Consider the following 16,980-nt stretch of genomic DNA (forward strand, 5'->3'; position numbering starts at 1 on the left):
ATTTTATTCGACAATATAAACTTAATATTTGATTTTTATTTTTAAAACAGCTAAAATGGGAGAGGATAAAGAAGAGAAAGAAGCAAACGGAATGAACAGTTTTGCTAAATATAGTGCCATGGCTTTTCAAATGTTGGCCACCATAGGCCTATTTGCGTTTATAGGCTATCAGTTAGATAAATATACGCAGCAAAAAGTCCTGATATACACTTCTATATTAGGTATTGTAGGTGTAGCGGCTTCGCTATACCAGGTGGTAAAAACATTAAATAAAAATAAGTAACTGAAGCTTTGGCGGGGCTTTATTAACTTTGCAAAAAAAAAAATAAAGTTTTGAGCATTAAGCAATTTGTTTTCTGGTTTGTAATATTCACAATTATTTTGGCAGGAATAGCACTCCTTATCCAGCAATTTACTTCTGTGCCTGAAATTTTAACTTCAGATTTCTGGCCTGTTTTTTTCTTTTTAGGTGGCTTGACTTTTATAGCTTATATCGTTGCATTTTTGGGGATAAAACGTAACCCACAAATGGGTGTAATGACTATTTTGGGCTCTATTGGTATTAAGATGATTTTTTCTATGGCTTTAGTGCTGATTTTCAGTTTAAAAGGCAAAGGTATTGACTTGAGGTTTGCATTAATTTTTTTTTCTTTATATTTATTGTTTTCGGCCTTTGAAATGTACTGCTTGTTGCGTAACTTGCGCCACCAAAATTAAAAGTAAAAAACTGCGAGTAAATGTATTATAACCCCGTTTTTGTGTCAAGAGTTAAACAAGTAATTGTGGCTTTTACGCTTTTTTTAGCGTTTTTTGTTTCAAAAGCACAAGCTGCAGCCCCTGTTGACAGCGTAATTGCCGATACGGTAGTAACAGCAGAAAATGATGCTCAACATCATGGAGCTGCAAATCATGAAGCTAAAAAAGAGGAAAAAGGTTTTGATATCACCTCATTCATTTTTCATCACATCAGCGACAGCCATTATTTTACCTTGTTTGGGCATGGTGAACATGGTATACATCTACATCTTCCCATAATTTTATGGACTGATAAAGGGTTGGTTACTTTTTCTTCTAAAGAATTTAATTTTAATGATGACGGAACAGTTGCTGTAGAGAAGAATGGTCAGCGTTTTGCAATGGCGCATAATAAAATTTATTACGCTAACGAAACAGCTGATGCTCATGGTTCTTTTGTTTCGCATGAGTTAAATGATAAGGGTGATGAAGTTGTGACCAATGCCCGTCCGTTAGACTTCTCTATTACTAAAAATGTTTTTAGTATGCTGTTGTCAATAGTTGTGCTGGTTATCCTGTTTACTGCTGCAGCCAGAGGTTATAAGAAAAGAGAAGGTAAGGCACCTAAAGGAATACAGTCTTTTATGGAGCCAATCATATTGTTTGTGCGTGATGATATTGCAAGGCCAAACTTAGGGCATAAGTACGCTAAATTTATGCCTTATTTGTTAACCGTATTCTTCTTTATCTGGTTTAACAATATGTTAGGTCTGGTTCCATTTTTTCCCGGAGGAGCTAACGTAACAGGTAATATCGCTATGACGGCAGTTTTAGCTGCTTGTACATATTTGATTACTACTTTTAAAGGAAATAAAGATTACTGGAAGCACATATTCTGGATGCCAGGGGTTCCTGTCCCAATGAAAATATTTTTAGCGCCTTTAGAGCTTATAGGTACATTTACTAAGCCTATAGCTTTAGCGATCAGGTTATTTGCCAATATTACTGCTGGGCACATATTGGTAATGTCTTTATTGTGTTTGATATTTATTTTTAATTCGATTGCTGTAGCTCCCGCTTCAATTTTCTTTGCGGTGTTTATTGGTTTAATCGAGTTTTTGGTGGCGTTTATTCAGGCATTTATTTTCACAACTTTATCGGCCTTGTTTATAGGTATGGCTGTAGAAGAACACCATTAATATTTTTAAAGAAAGAACAGTATTGTTAAACTTACATATATAAATTAATCAAAATGACTGGAACATTAGCTGCAATCGGCGCAGGCTTAGCTGCAATTGGCGCTGGATTAGGTATCGGTAAAATTGGTGGATCTGCAATGGAATCAATTGCTCGTCAACCAGAAGCCGCTTCAAAAATTCAAACTGCTATGCTTATCGCTGCTGCTTTTATCGAAGCGGTTGCTTTATTCGCGGTAGTAGTTTCTTTGATCGCAAAATAATCAAAGAAAGAATTCAACAAGAACCTTTTCGGGGTTGCCGTTAAGGTTCTTGTTAAAGCTAAAAAAATATTAAATAAGTTTATAGACTAAAAGATATATATACATACAATGGATTTATTGATTCCTGAAATTGGTTTGTTGGTTTGGAATACCATCGCTTTCCTTGTTTTAGTGTTTTTATTAGGCAAATTTGCCTGGAAACCTATTATGAAAGCTATTCATGATCGCGAACAAAATATCGATGATGCTTTAAACAAAGCTGAGCTGGCTAAACAGGAGATGGCACGTTTAACTTCACAAAATGAAGAGCTGATGAAACAAGCTCGCGAAGAGCGTGACCTGATCTTGAAAGAAGCTAAAGCACTAAAAGATAATATCGTTAATGAAGCTAAAACTCAGGCTCAGGCCGAGGGAGCTAAATTAATTGAAAAAGCCCGCATTGAAATTGAGAACCAGAAGAAAGCTGCTTTGGCCGAGTTAAAAGGTCAGGTATCTTCATTATCATTAGATATTGCTGAGCGTGTGTTACGAAATCAGTTAGATGATAAGAACAAACAACAGGAGTTGGTTAACAATTTGTTAAAAGACGTTGAATTAAACTAGAGTGAGATACTAGATTTGAGATACCAGATTTGAGATGAAACGGTCTCACTTCTTCTATCTCACATCTCAATACTAAGAAATATGTCAAGTAAAGCAGCAGCCAGATACGCAAAATCGTTAATAGATCTTTCTAAAGAGCAAAACGCTTTAGAAGATGTAAAGAACGATATGGTTTTTTTTGAGCATGTGGTAGATGAGAATAGTGAATTAGAAGCTATTTTAAAAAATCCGATTGTACCTTTAGATAAAAAACAAGGTATTGTATCAGGTATTATGAAAGATAAAGTACATGCTATAACTCAAACGTTTTTTAACCTGGTAATCACTAAGGGTCGTTCAGAGTTATTATTTGCTATTTCAAAACAGTTTATTGCACAATATAATGCTTTAAATGGCATTGTTACAGCAGAAGTAACATCGGCAAATACACTAACAGAAGCTAATAAAGAAGAAATTACAGCTTTAGTTAAAAAAGAATTGAATGCTAAACAGGTAGTAATTAAAGAGAAAGTTAACACTAACCTTATTGGCGGTTTTATTTTAAAAGTTGGCGACAGACAGTTTGATGCTTCTATTGCCAGCAGCTTAAATAAATTGAAAAAAGAGTTTGCTCAAGGTATAGCATAGGCCGAGCAAACATTAATAAAAAAGAAACACAGGATTTACATTTTCAAATAGAAAACAATAAATAAAATTATGGTAGAGGTAAGACCAGACGAAGTTTCGGCAATTATAAGACAACAATTGGCGGGCTTTAAATCAGAAGCTGAGCTTGAAGAAGTGGGTACCGTATTGCAGGTAGGCGATGGTATTGCACGTGTTTATGGCTTAACTAAAGTACAAAGTGGTGAGCTTGTTGAGTTTGCCAACGGTTTACAGGGTATCGTGTTAAACCTTGAAGAAGATAACGTAGGTGTGGTATTATTAGGCCCATCAGACGAGATCAAAGAGGGTGATACCATAAAACGTACTAAGAAAATTGCTTCTATTAAAGTTGGTGAAGGTATGTTAGGCCGCGTGGTTAACACCCTTGGAGAACCAATTGATGGCAAAGGCCCAATTTTAGGTGAAACTTACGAAATGCCTTTAGAGCGTAAAGCGCCTGGGGTAATCTATCGTCAGCCTGTAAACGAGCCTCTACAAACTGGTATCAAGGCTATTGATGCGATGATTCCCATCGGCCGTGGTCAGCGTGAGTTGGTAATTGGTGACCGTCAGATTGGTAAAACTGCGGTTTGTATCGATACTATTATCAACCAGAAAGAATTTTACGAAGCAGGTAATCCTGTATTCTGTATCTATGTAGCTTGTGGTCAAAAGGCAAGTACAGTAGCAAACGTTGTACGTACTTTAGAAGAAAACGGTGCAATGGCTTATACTATTGTTGTAGCTGCTTCTGCTGCTGAGCCTGCTCCATTACAGTTCTATGCTCCATTTGCGGGTGCTGCTATTGGCGAGTTCTTCCGTGATACGGGTCGTCCGGCTTTAATTGTTTATGATGATTTGTCTAAACAAGCTGTAGCTTACCGTGAGGTTTCTCTATTATTGAAACGTCCTCCAGGCCGTGAGGCTTATCCGGGTGATGTATTTTATCTACACAGCCGTTTGCTAGAAAGAGCTGCTAAAATCAACGCTAATGATGATATCGCTAAAAACATGAACGATTTGCCAGAGTCTATCAAAGGCATTGTTAAAGGCGGCGGTTCATTAACAGCATTGCCAATTATCGAAACTCAGGCAGGTGACGTTTCTGCTTATATCCCTACTAACGTAATCTCAATTACTGATGGTCAGATTTTCTTAGAGTCTAACTTGTTTAACTCAGGTGTACGTCCGGCTATTAACGTGGGTATTTCTGTATCACGTGTAGGTGGTAACGCACAAATTAAATCAATGAAAAAAGTAGCTGGTACTTTAAAATTAGATCAGGCTCAGTACCGTGAGCTGGAGGCTTTCTCTAAATTCGGATCTGATTTGGATGCGGCTACAAAATCTGTATTAGATAAAGGTGCTCGTAACGTAGAGATGTTGAAACAAGCTCAGTTTTCTCCACTTACGGTAGAAAAACAAGTTGCGATTGTTTATGCGGGTACTAAAAACTTAATGCGTAATGTACCGGTTAATAAAGTTAAAGAGTTTGAAGCTGAGTATTTACAAGCTTTGGAGCTTCGTCATGCAGACACTTTAGCAGCATTAAAAGCAGGTAAATTTGATGATGCAATTACAGGGGTATTAGAAACTGTAGCAAAAGAAATTTCAGGTAAATATTAATTAGATTATAAGTAGTCAGTATTTAGACTTTAGTCTCTCTACTAAATACTGGCTGCTAAATACTAACAAATGGCGAATTTAAAAGAAGTAAGAAACCGTATAGCATCAGTACAATCAACTCAGCAGATTACCAAAGCCATGAAGATGGTATCGGCTGCCAAGTTAAAGCGTGCTACAAATGCTATTGTTCAATTACGTCCGTATGCAACAAAACTGAAAGAAATCTTGGGAAATCTTTCGGCAAGCTTAGAAGGTACATCTTCACCTTTTATTGAAGAGCGTGAGCCTAATAAGGTTTTAATTGTTGTAATCTCTTCAAACCGTGGTTTGGCCGGAGCTTTCAATATGAACGTAATTAAAACGGCTAACAATTTAATTGCTACAAAATACAGCGAGCAGTTTAAAAAAGGAAATGTTAGCATTGTTTCTATTGGTAAAAAAACTCAGGATTTTTACGAAAAACGCAATTATAAAGTTATTGGTAACAATAACGATGTATATGCAAATTTAACTTTTGAAAACGTGACCAAGATTACAGAGGCCATCATGAAAGGCTTTGAAGATGGGGAGTTTGACAAAGTTGAATTAGTTTACAACAAGTTTAAAAACGCTGCCGTTCAAATTTTAACTTCTGAACAATTATTACCTCTTCCAAAAACAGAAGAAACAGCAGCTGTTAAGACCAATAATGTAGACTATATTTTGGAACCGAGCCAAGAAGAAATCGTGGAACAGTTAATTCCAAAATCAATCAAAATACAATTATATAAAGCAGTATTAGATTCGCACGCATCAGAGCATGGTGCACGGATGACATCTATGGATAAAGCTACTGAAAATGCCGGTGATTTGCTAAAATCATTGAAACTGGCTTATAACCAAGCTCGTCAGGCTGCTATTACAACTGAGTTAACAGAGATTGTAAGTGGTGCAGCAGCACTAAACGGATAATATTCCATTTAAAAGAATAAAAAACCCATTTCATTAAGAAATGGGTTTTTTATTGCTTATAATCATTTTAATCCAAAATTATTATAATTTATTTGGAATGTAATCCAAAATTATTATAGTTTATTTGGAATGTAATCCAAAATTATTATAATTTTAATAATTATTTGGATAAGATGATTACACGCAAGCAATTAGATTATGCTTTGGCCAGACTCTTTAAAGGAAAAGCTTTTATTGTTTTTGGTCCAAGGCAAGCTGGAAAAACTACTTTTGTAGAGCAATTGCTCGAAAAGGTGAATAAGAAAACCTTATATCTTAATGGTGATGATGCAGATGTAAGGGAAACATTGAATAAACCAAATGCTACTCAGTTAACACAATTGTTAATGGGTTATGAAGTGCTGTTCATAGATGAAGCGCAACGTATAAATGAAGTAGGACTATTGATAAAAATCATAGTAGATAGGTTTAAGCATATTCAGGTAATTGCTACAGGTTCATCTGCATTTGAGTTGTCAGGTAAAATTAATGAACCCTTAACCGGGCGTAAATATGAGATGTTGCTCCTACCTTTTTCTTATGCAGAGCTGGTAGAGCACAATGGTTTCCTAAATGAAGAGAGAGCCTTAGATCAAAGGTTGCTTTATGGTTCCTATCCTGAAATAATTAATGATTTTTCTAATGCAGAAGAACATTTAAAACTACTTGCTGATAGTTATTTATATAAAGATCTATTTGCTTTGGAGGATGTAAAAAAGCCTGCGCTTTTTGAAAAAATAGTTAAAGCATTAGCGTTGCAGGTGGGAAGCGAAGTTAATTTCTCTGAACTTGCGCAACTGGTAAAAGCAGATCAAAAAACGGTTGAGAAATACATAGATTTATTAGAAAAAGCTTTTGTGGTTTTTTCAGTACCTGCTTTTTCGGGAAATGTGCGGAATGAAATAAAAAAGGCACGTAAGGTGTACTTTTACGATACAGGTATCATCAATGCTATTACAAGAAACTTTAATGCTCTAACCAATAGAAATGATGTGGGTATGTTATTTGAAAATTACATGATTGCCGAACGTATAAAATATTTGCATCAACATCAGAAAGAGGCAAAATCTTTTTTCTGGCGAACCACACAACAACAGGAAATAGACTATATAGAACAACAGGGAAATAAATTATTGGCTGTAGAGTTTAAATGGAATGAAAGCAAGAAAACAAGAATTCCACTAACATTTAAGCATGCCTACAAACCTGCTGAGACTTCTTTCATTTCAAAATCAGATCGAGACGCATTTCTCAAATAGTTAATTAATAAACTTTATCTTTGCAAAAAAATAATGAGATGAGAATAAAATCTTTTGTATTGGCATTGCTGCTATCGCCCGTAATGCTTTTTGCACAGAAAGCTGGACCAGAAAGAGATTGGACTAATGCGGTACTATGGCAACAATATAGTGGCGAATATAGAGCTCTGGCTTTTCAGGCCTATAATTTCGCTAGATTATCTTTAAAAGAAGCTTTATGGGAAAACCAAAATGGTAAGCCTAACTGTGTAATTGTTGATGCAGATGAAACTATTATTGATAACTCTCGTTTTCAAGGTTATGAAATTCAGCATGGGGTAAGTTATGTGCCTGCAGATTGGACAACCTGGACTTCGAAAGCAATGGCTGATACTGTACCGGGAGCATTGTCATTTTTGAAATTCGCAGCTAGTAAGAATGTAGAAATTTTTTACGTAACAAACCGTGATGAAGCAGATAGAAAAGGTACTATTGAAAATCTTAAAAGATTAGGTTTCCCTTTTGTAGATGACGAGCATATTGTATTAAAAGACAAAACTTCTGATAAAGAACCTCGTCGTCAGAAAATAGCAGAAAAATATAATATCTTATTGCTGTGCGGAGATAACCTGAGCGATTTTTCAAATGTTTTTTACCGTGAAGGTAAAGACACCAAAGAACAGGTTGATTTGAACCAAAAGTTGTTTGGGACAAAATTTATTGTGCTGCCAAATCCGATGTATGGCGACTGGGAAAAACTACTTTATAAAGAAGGAAAATTCACTGATAGTGAAAAAGCTAAGCAGCGTTTCGATAAGCTAAAAACTTATTAAAAATAAATAAGGTAAATTACCAATAAATACTATTTTTGTAACATAAAATCAAAATAAAATCTCATGGATGCTAAAGAAAGAGAAAGCAGCATGGAAGCTGCAAACCAATCAGGTATTTATATGAATCTTGTAGTTGGTGTAATTGTTGGTATTGTTGGCGTTTTCTTACGTTTCGCTTATGATTCAAGAATGCTTTCAATTATTTCTTGGGCCATTTTAGCAGTTGGAACAATTTTAGCATGTAAAGCTGTTTTTAGAATTCTGAACGCAAAATAACCCTTTTTTAAAATATTTAAGCCACGTTGTTTATTTCAGCGTGGCTTTTGTTTTTTATATGTGGTTGCTTTTTGTAGGGTTACCTTTTTATGATCAAAGGATTAAGCTTTAATAAAACCTTAATCTTATGAAAAAGAACTATGTGTATCTGCTTGTTGCATTATTTGTCTTTTTTGGATGCAACAGCAATAGTAATAAAGAATATGCGCAAACAACTGAAATAGCTGCCGATACCACCGCAGCGGTAGCAGATCTGCCTAAGATCATTAAAACGGCAGATATGAATTTCAGGGTAAAAGATGTACAACAGACCAAAGAACTGTTAAGCGCCAAAATCAAAGCAGAGGGAGGTGCCATTGCAGAAGTTTCAATAAACAGTTCAATACAAAGGACCGATAAATTCAAACTTTCTGTAGATTCTCTTAAAGAAATCACTGCTTATAGAAAAGAAGCCTATCTGGTTGCAAAAATTCCTGCAGAGAAACTAGACGATTTTACAAATGAGGTAGCAAAAATGGCCTTGTTTGTAAATAGCCAATCGTTAAAAATAGACGATCAAAGCATTTCTTATCTGGCTAATCAAATGAAAGTAAAGAACAGAGAAGAAGCCGCTAAGCAGATTAATAAGGTTTCAATACCTCAATCAAATAACGTAGAAAGTTCCCTTTATATTAAAGATGATCTGGTTGACAAAAAAGTTGAGAATCTGGATATTGATAGCCGGGTAAAATACAGTACCATTACGCTTAATTTTTATCAGGATAATACCGTTCAGGCTACTGTTATTGCCAATGATAACCTGTATGATTTTAAACCGGGATTTTTTACGAGGCTGTGGTTGAATATTGTAGATGGCTGGATCCTGTTTAAAGAATTTATCTTATTTCTTACCAGATTATGGATGCTTTTTGTTGTAGCGGCTATTATTTATGTTGGAATAAAGTATTATAAAAACAGGAGAAAGAGAAATACAGCACAAACTCTGTAAAAAAATTGGGATATGCTTTAGGTATGTTGCAAAAGTTTTAACTTCATTGAACAAAAACGGACAAATTATGAATTTCAAAAGATTAGCAACGCTTACTTTGATTTGTACCAGCTTAGCTGCATCCGCTCAGGACAATTTTAGCAGTACATTTGAAAAAATCAATAGTGAAGTACAAAAGAACTCACAGGCTTATCAGAATTTAAAAGATGCCACGAATAAAATAGGGCATCGCTTAACAGGATCTGCCAATGGTAAAAAAGCCGAAGAATATGCTTACAATCTCTTGAAATCTTACGGTTTTGATGTAAAATACCAACCTTTTGAGGTAGAAAGCTGGGACAGAAAAACATTAAAAGTTGAAATAGGGAGTAGCCCGTCAAATTTGAAAGTGGTTAAGGCTGTAACTTTGGCACACTCACCGGTAGAAGCCAATGTAAGTGCGGAGATTATTGATGTAGGTAATGGTTTAGAAGCAGATTATGAACCCTTAAAAGAAAAAGTTAAGGGTAAAATAGCCTTAATATATTTAGGAGTACTTCCAGGCTCTCCTAAAGGCACGCCTTCACTGCACCGATCTGAAAAAACAGCTATTGCAACAAAATATGGTGCTGTAGGCGTAATTATTATCAATCAGGTAAAAGGAGGTGTTTTGTTAACAGGAACAGCTTCTGTTACCGGAAAGCTTATACCTATTCCGGCGGTGTGTATCGGTCTTGAAGATGGTATGAATTTAAAAAATGAAGTTAAAGCTGCACCACAGTATGCGCGTATTAACATGTCCAATTTCTCGGGCTTAATTAAAGCAAGAAATGTAATTGCTACCATCAAAGGAACTTCTTTGCCTAATGAAAAAATAGTAGTAGGCGGACATTTAGATAGCTGGGATCTGGCTACCGGAGCTATTGATAACGGTATAGGTTCTTTCTCTGTTTTGGATATGGCGAGAACATTTAAAAAGTTAGGCTTAAAAACAAAGAGAACAGTAGAATTTGTGATGTTTATGGGCGAAGAACAAGGCTTATTAGGTTCAAAAGCGTATGTTGAAGCTGCTAAGAAAAACAAAAGTTTAGATCAGATCAGGTTTATGCTTAACTATGATATGACAAATGATCCTAAAGGCTTTAGTACTACACGTGATGAAATGAAAAACCAATTTACAAATTGGGGAGCGCAGGTAGCTAAAATTGATACAGGATTTAAAAACTTATTTAACGTAGGGGCAGGATTGCATAGCGACCATCAGCCGTTTATGTTAGAAGGTATAACTACCGGAGGTGGTGCAGGTGGCAGATTGCCAAATAATTCGGGCCCATATTACCATTCTGATGGAGACGGATTTCATTTGGTTGATGAACAGGGAATGAAAAATACGGTAAGATACTCTGCTATGCTTACTTACGCTTTAGCTAATACACCTGTTATACCTGTTAAGCGTTTTGATGATAAAAGCCTGAAAGAGTTTTTAGAAAAAAATAAATTGAAAGAACCTTTAAAAATTGCGGGCGAATGGAAATGGGGAGATTAATCTCCTCATTTTTTATGAATTGGATCTTACAAATGAGTAAGCGTCTTCTTCAAAATTCTCATCAATATCGATTTTGTTAATTTTCCATTGAGAATTGCCATTAAAGATATGTAGTTTAAATCTTAAAGGACGTGCCCATAAATAACAGCATAAGAATAGATTAGATATTTGTCAGTGAGCTTAATTTTGTTAATCAGCTGAGCTTCGTTGTATTTTCCAATCATATATAGGTTAATGGAATAGTCCATAGCGTTAAACCGGAAACGTTGTAAAGGCTGTGCCCAATCAAACTTTTCTTTAATCGTTTGTATTGATTTTAAAGGCAGATTGCCTTCTTTAGCAAATTCTTTAAAGAATAGGTTTGCTAATTCATCTGAAGTGGATTGAGCTTTGCATTAGTGCTAACTATAAAAAGCACTAATACCATAGAGAAAAAGATTTTCATGATTTTAAGGTTTAATTTGTGTTCTATTAATATACACAGACCCTATAAAAAATCAAAAGATTAAATGTATCTTTTTCGAGATTTGCAGTTTATATAGATTTCAAAATATCATCCACGTATTCTCTGTTATTAGCCAAGCGTGGTACTTTGTGCTGTCCTCCTAATTTGCCCCGTTGTTTCATCCAGTTATAGAATGTTCCATTGGGTGCATTATGTACTTTGGGTCTGCGCAGGGCCATATCTTTAAAGCGTTTGGCATCATAGTCAGAATTAACTTCACGCAAGGTCTGATCTAACACATCTATAAATTTTTCAAAGTCGTCTGGCTGGTGTTCAAATTCAATAATCCATTCATGTCCTCCGGCCTCTTCTCCCTGAAAATAAATAGGGCAGGCAGTATAATCCTTTATTTTTGCCTGTGTAATCTCACAAGCCTTAATTAAGGCATTTTCAGCATTGTCAATAATTACCTCTTCTCCAAAGGCATTGATAAAATGCTTGGTTCTGCCGGTAATCTTGATGCGATGAGGAGCTAAAGAGGTAAACTGTATGGTGTCGCCTATCATATAACGCCATAAGCCAGCATTGGTAGAAATAACAACCGCATAATTTTTATACAGCTCAACTTCTTCCAATGACAATGTTTTGGGTTGCTCATCGTCAATGCGATCGAGCGGTAAAAATTCATAGTAAATTCCGTAATCCAGCATTAACAGTAATTCCTCAGAATTAGCCTGATCCTGGATGCCAAAGAAACCTTCAGATGCATTATAAGTTTCCAAATAATACATATTTGGTGAAGGAATAAGCTGTTTAAACTGCTCGCGATACGGTGCAAAATTTACTGCGCCATGAAAATATACCTCTAAATTAGGCCATACTTCAAGCAGATTGCTTTTGCCTGTTAAGGCTAGTACTTTTTTAGCTAAAACGATAGTCCAGGTAGGTACGCCGGAAATGCTGGTTACATTTTCTTTAATGGTGGCCTCTGCCATTTTATCCATTTTAATCTCATAGTTGTCCATGAGTGCAATAGACATATCGGGCGTACGGTAATACTCTGCCCAAATCGGTAAGTTCTTAATCAGTACAGCAGAGAGATCACCATAGCGTATATCCTGGCAAAGCTGATTGATCTGATGGCTACCTCCTAATACAAGCCCTTTACCTGTAAAAACCTGCGTATCGGGTTGGTTATTACAATAAATAGAAAGCATATCCTTACCACCTTTAAAATGGCATTCTTCCAATGCTTCTTCAGATACCGGAATAAATTTGCTTCTGTCGCTGGTTGTACCTGATGATTTTGCAAACCACTTGATTTCTGAAGGCCAGAGAATATTCTCTTCGCCTTTTAACATCCGCTCTATATAAGGTTTTAGGGTATCGTAAGTTTGCAACGGTACACGCTCTTTAAACTGTTCGGCCGTAAGTATAGATTTGTAATCGTAAAATTTACCCCATTCTGTATTCTCAGCACTAGAAATGAGTGTATGGAGCCATTCATCTTGCACTTCTAAGGGGTATTTCTTAAAAAGCTCGATCTGGTGGATCCGCTTTTTCATGTACCAGGTAAAAATGGAATTGACTATAGCCATAGCAGATTACAGGTTTTTTCTTCGTAAAACAAAATTAGAACCCAGGTAAACTTTTCTAACCATTTCATTGGCAGCTAAAACTTCAGGCGTACCAGATTCTAAGATTTTTCCCTCAAAAAGTAAATAAGCCCGGTCTGTGATAGATAAAGTTTCCTGCACATTGTGGTCGGTAATTAAGATGCCTATATTCTTGTTTTTTAGCTTGGCTACAATGCTTTGAATTTCTTCTACGGCAATAGGGTCAACACCGGCAAAAGGTTCGTCTAATAAAATAAAATTAGGGTTTGCGGCTAAAGCTCTGGCAATTTCTGTGCGGCGTCGTTCACCACCTGATAAAAGGTCGCCTCTGTTTTTGCGTACTTTATGCAAGCTAAATTCAGCAATCAGTTCTTCAAGCTTTTCGCGTCTTTCTTCATGATTATCGTAGGTCATTTCTAAAATAGCCATGATGTTGTCTTCAACAGAAAGTTTTCTGAAAACACTGGCTTCTTGTGCCAGATAACCAATACCTTTCTGGGCACGTCTGTACATTGGATCTTTGGTGATGTCATGTCCATCAAGTAAAATGGTGCCTTCATTGGGTTTGATCAGGCCTACAATCATATAAAATGAGGTGGTTTTTCCTGCACCATTTGGCCCTAATAAACCTACAATTTCGCCCTGGCTTACTTCAAAAGAAACATCATTTACAACTGTACGCTGTTTATATTTTTTAATAAGATGCTCAGCCTTTAATATCATTTAGTTTAATATTTTAATTGCTAAAGAAATAACTTTCATGTGTTTCTGTAGCTATTCTAATGTCTTTAATGTTTAACTGCAAACGCTTGTTGTCTTTCCAGTTGTTCTCTTCAATGGTGTAACAGATAGAAAACACAGTTTTAGAATTGAGCAAGCTTGCATAATGCCCCAAATTGAAACCAATAGCTTCAAAAATAGGTGAATTTTGTTGTTTTACCGATAATTTAAGATGATTTGTGCCCACAACTTGTGGGAAACCGACAAATCTTATGCCATGACTTACAAAAACAGGCGTCATATTCTGAGGCCCGAAAGGTGCCATTTGTGCTAAGATTCTTTGAAATTTTCCATTAATCTGTTTAAACTCAAGGTCGGCATCTATGGTAATTTGCGGTACCAGTAGAACCGGATCTATGCTTGCAGCAACCACTTCTTCAAATTTTTGAGCAAAAGCATTCAGGTTTTCGGGTTTAACGGTTAAGCCTGCGGCATATTTATGTCCGCCAAATTGCTCAAGCAGGTCGCTGCACAATAGAAGCGCTTCATAAAGATCGTAACCCCAAACACTACGGGCAGAGCCGGTGTATTTGCCATTTGATTCTGTAAGTACGATAGTAGGGCGGTAATAGGTCTCTATTAAACGGGACGCCACAATGCCTATTACCCCTTTGTTCCAACTATCCTGAAAAACAACAGTTGTTTTTCTTTTCATCAACACATCGCTGCTGCCAATGATCGTCAATGCCTCCTGTGTTATGCTTTGGTCAAATGATTTACGCGTATCGTTTTGCTGGTTAATATAAGAACTGTACTCTTCTGCTAAATCAGGATGAGAGCTTAATAACATTTTAACGGCATCTTTGGCATGTCCCATCCGTCCGGCGGCATTTATGCGTGGAGCAAGGAGAAAAACAACATCGCCAATGGTATATTTTTCTGTTTTTCCAGCGGATTGCATCAGATACTTTAAGCCTAAAATAGGATCCTGGTTCAATTTTGCCAATCCGAAGTAAGCTAATATTCTGTTTTCATCTATAATGGGCACAATATCGGCGGCGATACTTACTGCACACAGATCAAGGTAGCGGAGATATAAACTGGCATCCAGATTATGATCTATACAGTAAGCCTGAGCCAGTTTAAAGCCTATACCACACCCAGACAATTCTTTGAAAGGATAAGTACAATCGCTGATCTTGGGATCTAAAACAGCAATCGCATCAGGTATTTCATCGCCGGGTAAATGGTGATCACAAATGATAAAATCTATGCCCATACTGTTGGCATATGCAACTTTATCAACAGAACGGATACCACAGTCTAACGCAATAATAAGGCTAAAGTCATGTGTTTTTGCATAATCAATGCCGATAGTTGATACACCATAACCTTCGCTATGCCTGTCTGGTATATAATAAGCAACAAGCTGTGTAAATTGGAGCATGAAACTATAAAGCAGTGTTACGGCAGTGGTACCATCTACATCATAATCGCCATAAACCAATATTTTTTCATTGTTTTGGATAGCCAGATTAATCCTGTCCACAGCCTTTCGCATATCTTTCATTAGAAAGGGATCATGTAATCGGCTCAGCTGAGGCCTGAAAAAATCTTTTGCCTCATTAAACGTATGGATGTTTCGCTGCACCAATATGCGGGCCAGCGTAGTATCTATATTAAGTTGTTCGGCAAGCGCATTAACGGTGTTTTGGTTGGCATTGTTGGTGTTTACCCATCGTTTTTGCATTGGCTATTAAAATTGTTTTTTGAGCAAATTTTTATGTAAGCAGACAATCCTATGAGGTTAAGCTCATATGGGTTATTTATATTTGCAGTATTGCTCGTAAATATATCATTTAATTTTTATCTATAAAACAATGTCTATCCAGGTTTTTACACTTAAAGAAGGTTCGTATTCAGTAGATGCCACTAAGAAATTTATTCCCTTTGATCCGCTCAAAGATAATTTTAAAGACAGGCCGGCGTCTTTATTTATTCACGTTCAACCTTTTTTAGTAAAATGTGGTAGCGAGCTGATGCTTTTAGATACAGGCCTAGGCTATAGTGATGAAAAAGGTCATCTTCATTTGCATCACCATATCAGAGAAGCCGGTTTTGAACCAGAAGATGTAAGCATGGTACTCATGTCGCATTTGCATTTTGATCATTCAGGAGGTATGGTACATAATCATAACGGTCAGGTAGAACTGAGTTTTCCGCATGCTACTTATGTGATGCAGAGAGGTGAGTGGGAAACCGCCTTTTCGAGCAAATCTTCTTCTTATCATCCTGAAATTTTTGAATATATACAACGTAATGCTCAGATAGAGCTGGTAGAAGGTTCTGGAAAACTGACAAATGAAGTGAGCTATGAACTAACTGGAGCACATTGTCCATATCATCAGGTATTTTTGTTTGATGATGGTGAGGATAAAGTGTTTTTTGGTGGAGATGTTCTGCCCGAACCAGAAGAGCTTTTACGAAAATTTATTGCTAAATATGATTATGACGGAAGAAAGGCAATGGAGCTACGCGATGAATTTGGGCACAAAGCGGCTCAGGAAAACTGGAAGTGTCTGTTTTATCATTCTAAATCAAAAACACAGGCTTATATTGGGTTTGATGGAGAGAAGTTTCAGATTATTTAGAGAGAATGTCGTTAATTAGTTCTTTTAATTTTTCAATAGAGAGGGGTTTTGAGATAAAGCCTTTTATAGTTTTGTAGGTTTTGGCTTTTTCGATGTCGTTCTCGTAAACGGAGGAGGAAAGCATATACATATCAATCGGTGTTTGAATGTTAAGACTTTCAAAAGCTTCGATAAATTCCCAGCCGTTTAAAACCGGCATGTTAATATCTATGAGCATAAGATGAGGTAACTCTGCGTGGTTTTCTATCAGCTCTTTGATGTAATCAATGGCCTGCTGCCCATTGTTCTTAGACAGCATCTTTACATCATAGTCGGTTTTTTCGACAATTTTTTTGATGATGAAGATATTAATGTCATCATCATCTATAACCAGCAGATTGACTGTTTTATCAACCATTTTAAATTTTAAGTTGTGTGTGTATTCCTTGCGGAATGTAGGCAAATGTAAATTACTGCAATATAATAAAAAAGCTGCATCAATTTTTTTACAAAAAAAAGTTAGAAAAGCTAAATATAGCTTATAATGAGTAGTTTACGAGGCGGGAAATCATTGTCGGTAACGATTTAGTAATGGTGCTTATTGCATTCATTTTCTTTCGATTTCCTTGTAAATCAGTAGCAAATATAAAA

The 16,980-nt window shown here is 36.2% G+C and carries 18 protein-coding genes; 14 read left to right on the forward strand and 4 right to left on the reverse strand.

Features of this window, described 5'->3' with window-relative positions; genetic code table 11:
* The first annotated feature begins 55 nt into the window (after positions 1 to 55).
* From ACLHG9_RS14785 to ACLHG9_RS14845, 13 genes are all read left to right on the forward strand, one after another.
* A complete protein-coding gene (locus ACLHG9_RS14785; protein ID WP_410222272.1) occupies positions 56 to 283 on the forward strand; it encodes an AtpZ/AtpI family protein in 228 nt (75 codons plus the stop codon).
* A gap of 98 nt (positions 284 to 381) precedes the next feature.
* Positions 382 to 717: a hypothetical protein gene (locus tag ACLHG9_RS14790; protein ID WP_410222273.1), complete on the forward strand. Its 336-nt coding sequence runs from the start codon at positions 382 to 384 to the stop codon at positions 715 to 717.
* A 41-nt stretch (positions 718 to 758) separates the two neighbouring features.
* Positions 759 to 1,934 carry a F0F1 ATP synthase subunit A gene (atpB, locus tag ACLHG9_RS14795; protein WP_410222274.1) on the forward strand — a complete coding sequence of 392 codons (1,176 nt, stop codon included), beginning with the start codon at positions 759 to 761 and terminating at the stop codon, positions 1,932 to 1,934.
* 53 nt (positions 1,935 to 1,987) lie between these two features.
* Positions 1,988 to 2,194, forward strand: coding sequence for an ATP synthase F0 subunit C (gene atpE / locus ACLHG9_RS14800; RefSeq protein ID WP_010601523.1), 207 nt, complete (start codon positions 1,988 to 1,990; stop codon positions 2,192 to 2,194).
* A 108-nt stretch (positions 2,195 to 2,302) separates the two neighbouring features.
* Positions 2,303 to 2,797: a F0F1 ATP synthase subunit B gene (locus tag ACLHG9_RS14805; protein WP_410222275.1), complete on the forward strand. Its 495-nt coding sequence runs from the start codon at positions 2,303 to 2,305 to the stop codon at positions 2,795 to 2,797.
* 81 nt (positions 2,798 to 2,878) lie between these two features.
* Positions 2,879 to 3,424, forward strand: a complete 546-nt coding sequence (gene atpH / locus ACLHG9_RS14810) for an ATP synthase F1 subunit delta (protein ID WP_410222276.1) — start codon at positions 2,879 to 2,881, stop codon at positions 3,422 to 3,424.
* Between the two features lie 69 nt (positions 3,425 to 3,493).
* Positions 3,494 to 5,068 carry a F0F1 ATP synthase subunit alpha gene (gene atpA, locus ACLHG9_RS14815; protein WP_410222277.1) on the forward strand — a complete coding sequence of 525 codons (1,575 nt, stop codon included), beginning with the start codon at positions 3,494 to 3,496 and terminating at the stop codon, positions 5,066 to 5,068.
* Positions 5,069 to 5,137: 69 nt separating this feature from the next.
* Positions 5,138 to 6,019, forward strand: a complete 882-nt coding sequence (atpG, locus tag ACLHG9_RS14820; protein WP_410222278.1) for an ATP synthase F1 subunit gamma — start codon at positions 5,138 to 5,140, stop codon at positions 6,017 to 6,019.
* 173 nt (positions 6,020 to 6,192) lie between these two features.
* Positions 6,193 to 7,317, forward strand: a complete 1,125-nt coding sequence (locus ACLHG9_RS14825; RefSeq protein WP_410222279.1) for an ATP-binding protein — start codon at positions 6,193 to 6,195, stop codon at positions 7,315 to 7,317.
* A 38-nt stretch (positions 7,318 to 7,355) separates the two neighbouring features.
* On the forward strand, positions 7,356 to 8,129 hold the full coding sequence (locus ACLHG9_RS14830) for a 5'-nucleotidase, lipoprotein e(P4) family (protein ID WP_410222280.1): 774 nt from the start codon (positions 7,356 to 7,358) through the stop codon (positions 8,127 to 8,129).
* A 63-nt stretch (positions 8,130 to 8,192) separates the two neighbouring features.
* Positions 8,193 to 8,405, forward strand: a complete 213-nt coding sequence (locus ACLHG9_RS14835) for a hypothetical protein (protein WP_410222281.1) — start codon at positions 8,193 to 8,195, stop codon at positions 8,403 to 8,405.
* Positions 8,406 to 8,532: 127 nt separating this feature from the next.
* Positions 8,533 to 9,393: a DUF4349 domain-containing protein gene (locus ACLHG9_RS14840; RefSeq protein ID WP_410222282.1), complete on the forward strand. Its 861-nt coding sequence runs from the start codon at positions 8,533 to 8,535 to the stop codon at positions 9,391 to 9,393.
* A 67-nt stretch (positions 9,394 to 9,460) separates the two neighbouring features.
* Complete coding sequence (locus tag ACLHG9_RS14845; protein ID WP_410222283.1) at positions 9,461 to 10,918, forward strand: M20/M25/M40 family metallo-hydrolase; 1,458 nt, start codon at positions 9,461 to 9,463, stop codon at positions 10,916 to 10,918.
* Positions 10,919 to 11,452: 534 nt separating this feature from the next.
* On the opposite strand, the gene ACLHG9_RS14850 is transcribed toward ACLHG9_RS14845, so the two are convergent.
* The 3 genes from ACLHG9_RS14850 to recJ are packed head-to-tail and all read right to left on the reverse strand — an operon-like array spanning position 11,453 to position 15,449.
* Positions 11,453 to 12,961 (reverse strand): GH3 auxin-responsive promoter family protein, encoded by a 1,509-nt coding sequence (locus ACLHG9_RS14850; RefSeq protein ID WP_410222284.1) that lies wholly within the window; start codon positions 12,959 to 12,961, stop codon positions 11,453 to 11,455.
* Positions 12,962 to 12,967: 6 nt separating this feature from the next.
* Positions 12,968 to 13,702 (reverse strand): LPS export ABC transporter ATP-binding protein, encoded by a 735-nt coding sequence (gene lptB / locus ACLHG9_RS14855; protein ID WP_410222285.1) that lies wholly within the window; start codon positions 13,700 to 13,702, stop codon positions 12,968 to 12,970.
* A 13-nt stretch (positions 13,703 to 13,715) separates the two neighbouring features.
* Positions 13,716 to 15,449 (reverse strand): single-stranded-DNA-specific exonuclease RecJ, encoded by a 1,734-nt coding sequence (recJ, locus tag ACLHG9_RS14860; protein WP_410222286.1) that lies wholly within the window; start codon positions 15,447 to 15,449, stop codon positions 13,716 to 13,718.
* Between the two features lie 130 nt (positions 15,450 to 15,579).
* On the opposite strand from recJ, the gene ACLHG9_RS14865 reads away from it, so the two are divergent.
* On the forward strand, positions 15,580 to 16,350 hold the full coding sequence (locus ACLHG9_RS14865) for an MBL fold metallo-hydrolase (protein ID WP_410222287.1): 771 nt from the start codon (positions 15,580 to 15,582) through the stop codon (positions 16,348 to 16,350).
* On the opposite strand, the gene ACLHG9_RS14870 is transcribed toward ACLHG9_RS14865, so the two are convergent.
* The gene (locus ACLHG9_RS14870; RefSeq protein WP_243357723.1) at positions 16,343 to 16,747 is read right to left on the reverse strand and encodes a response regulator; all 405 of its coding nucleotides are present in this window, start codon (positions 16,745 to 16,747) and stop codon (positions 16,343 to 16,345) included. The two genes, ACLHG9_RS14865 and ACLHG9_RS14870, sit on opposite strands and share 8 nt — an antisense overlap.
* Between the last annotated feature and the right edge of the window lie 233 nt (positions 16,748 to 16,980).

This window comes from Pedobacter sp., assembly GCF_046462515.1.
Classification (GTDB): Bacteria; Bacteroidota; Bacteroidia; order Sphingobacteriales; family Sphingobacteriaceae; genus Pedobacter.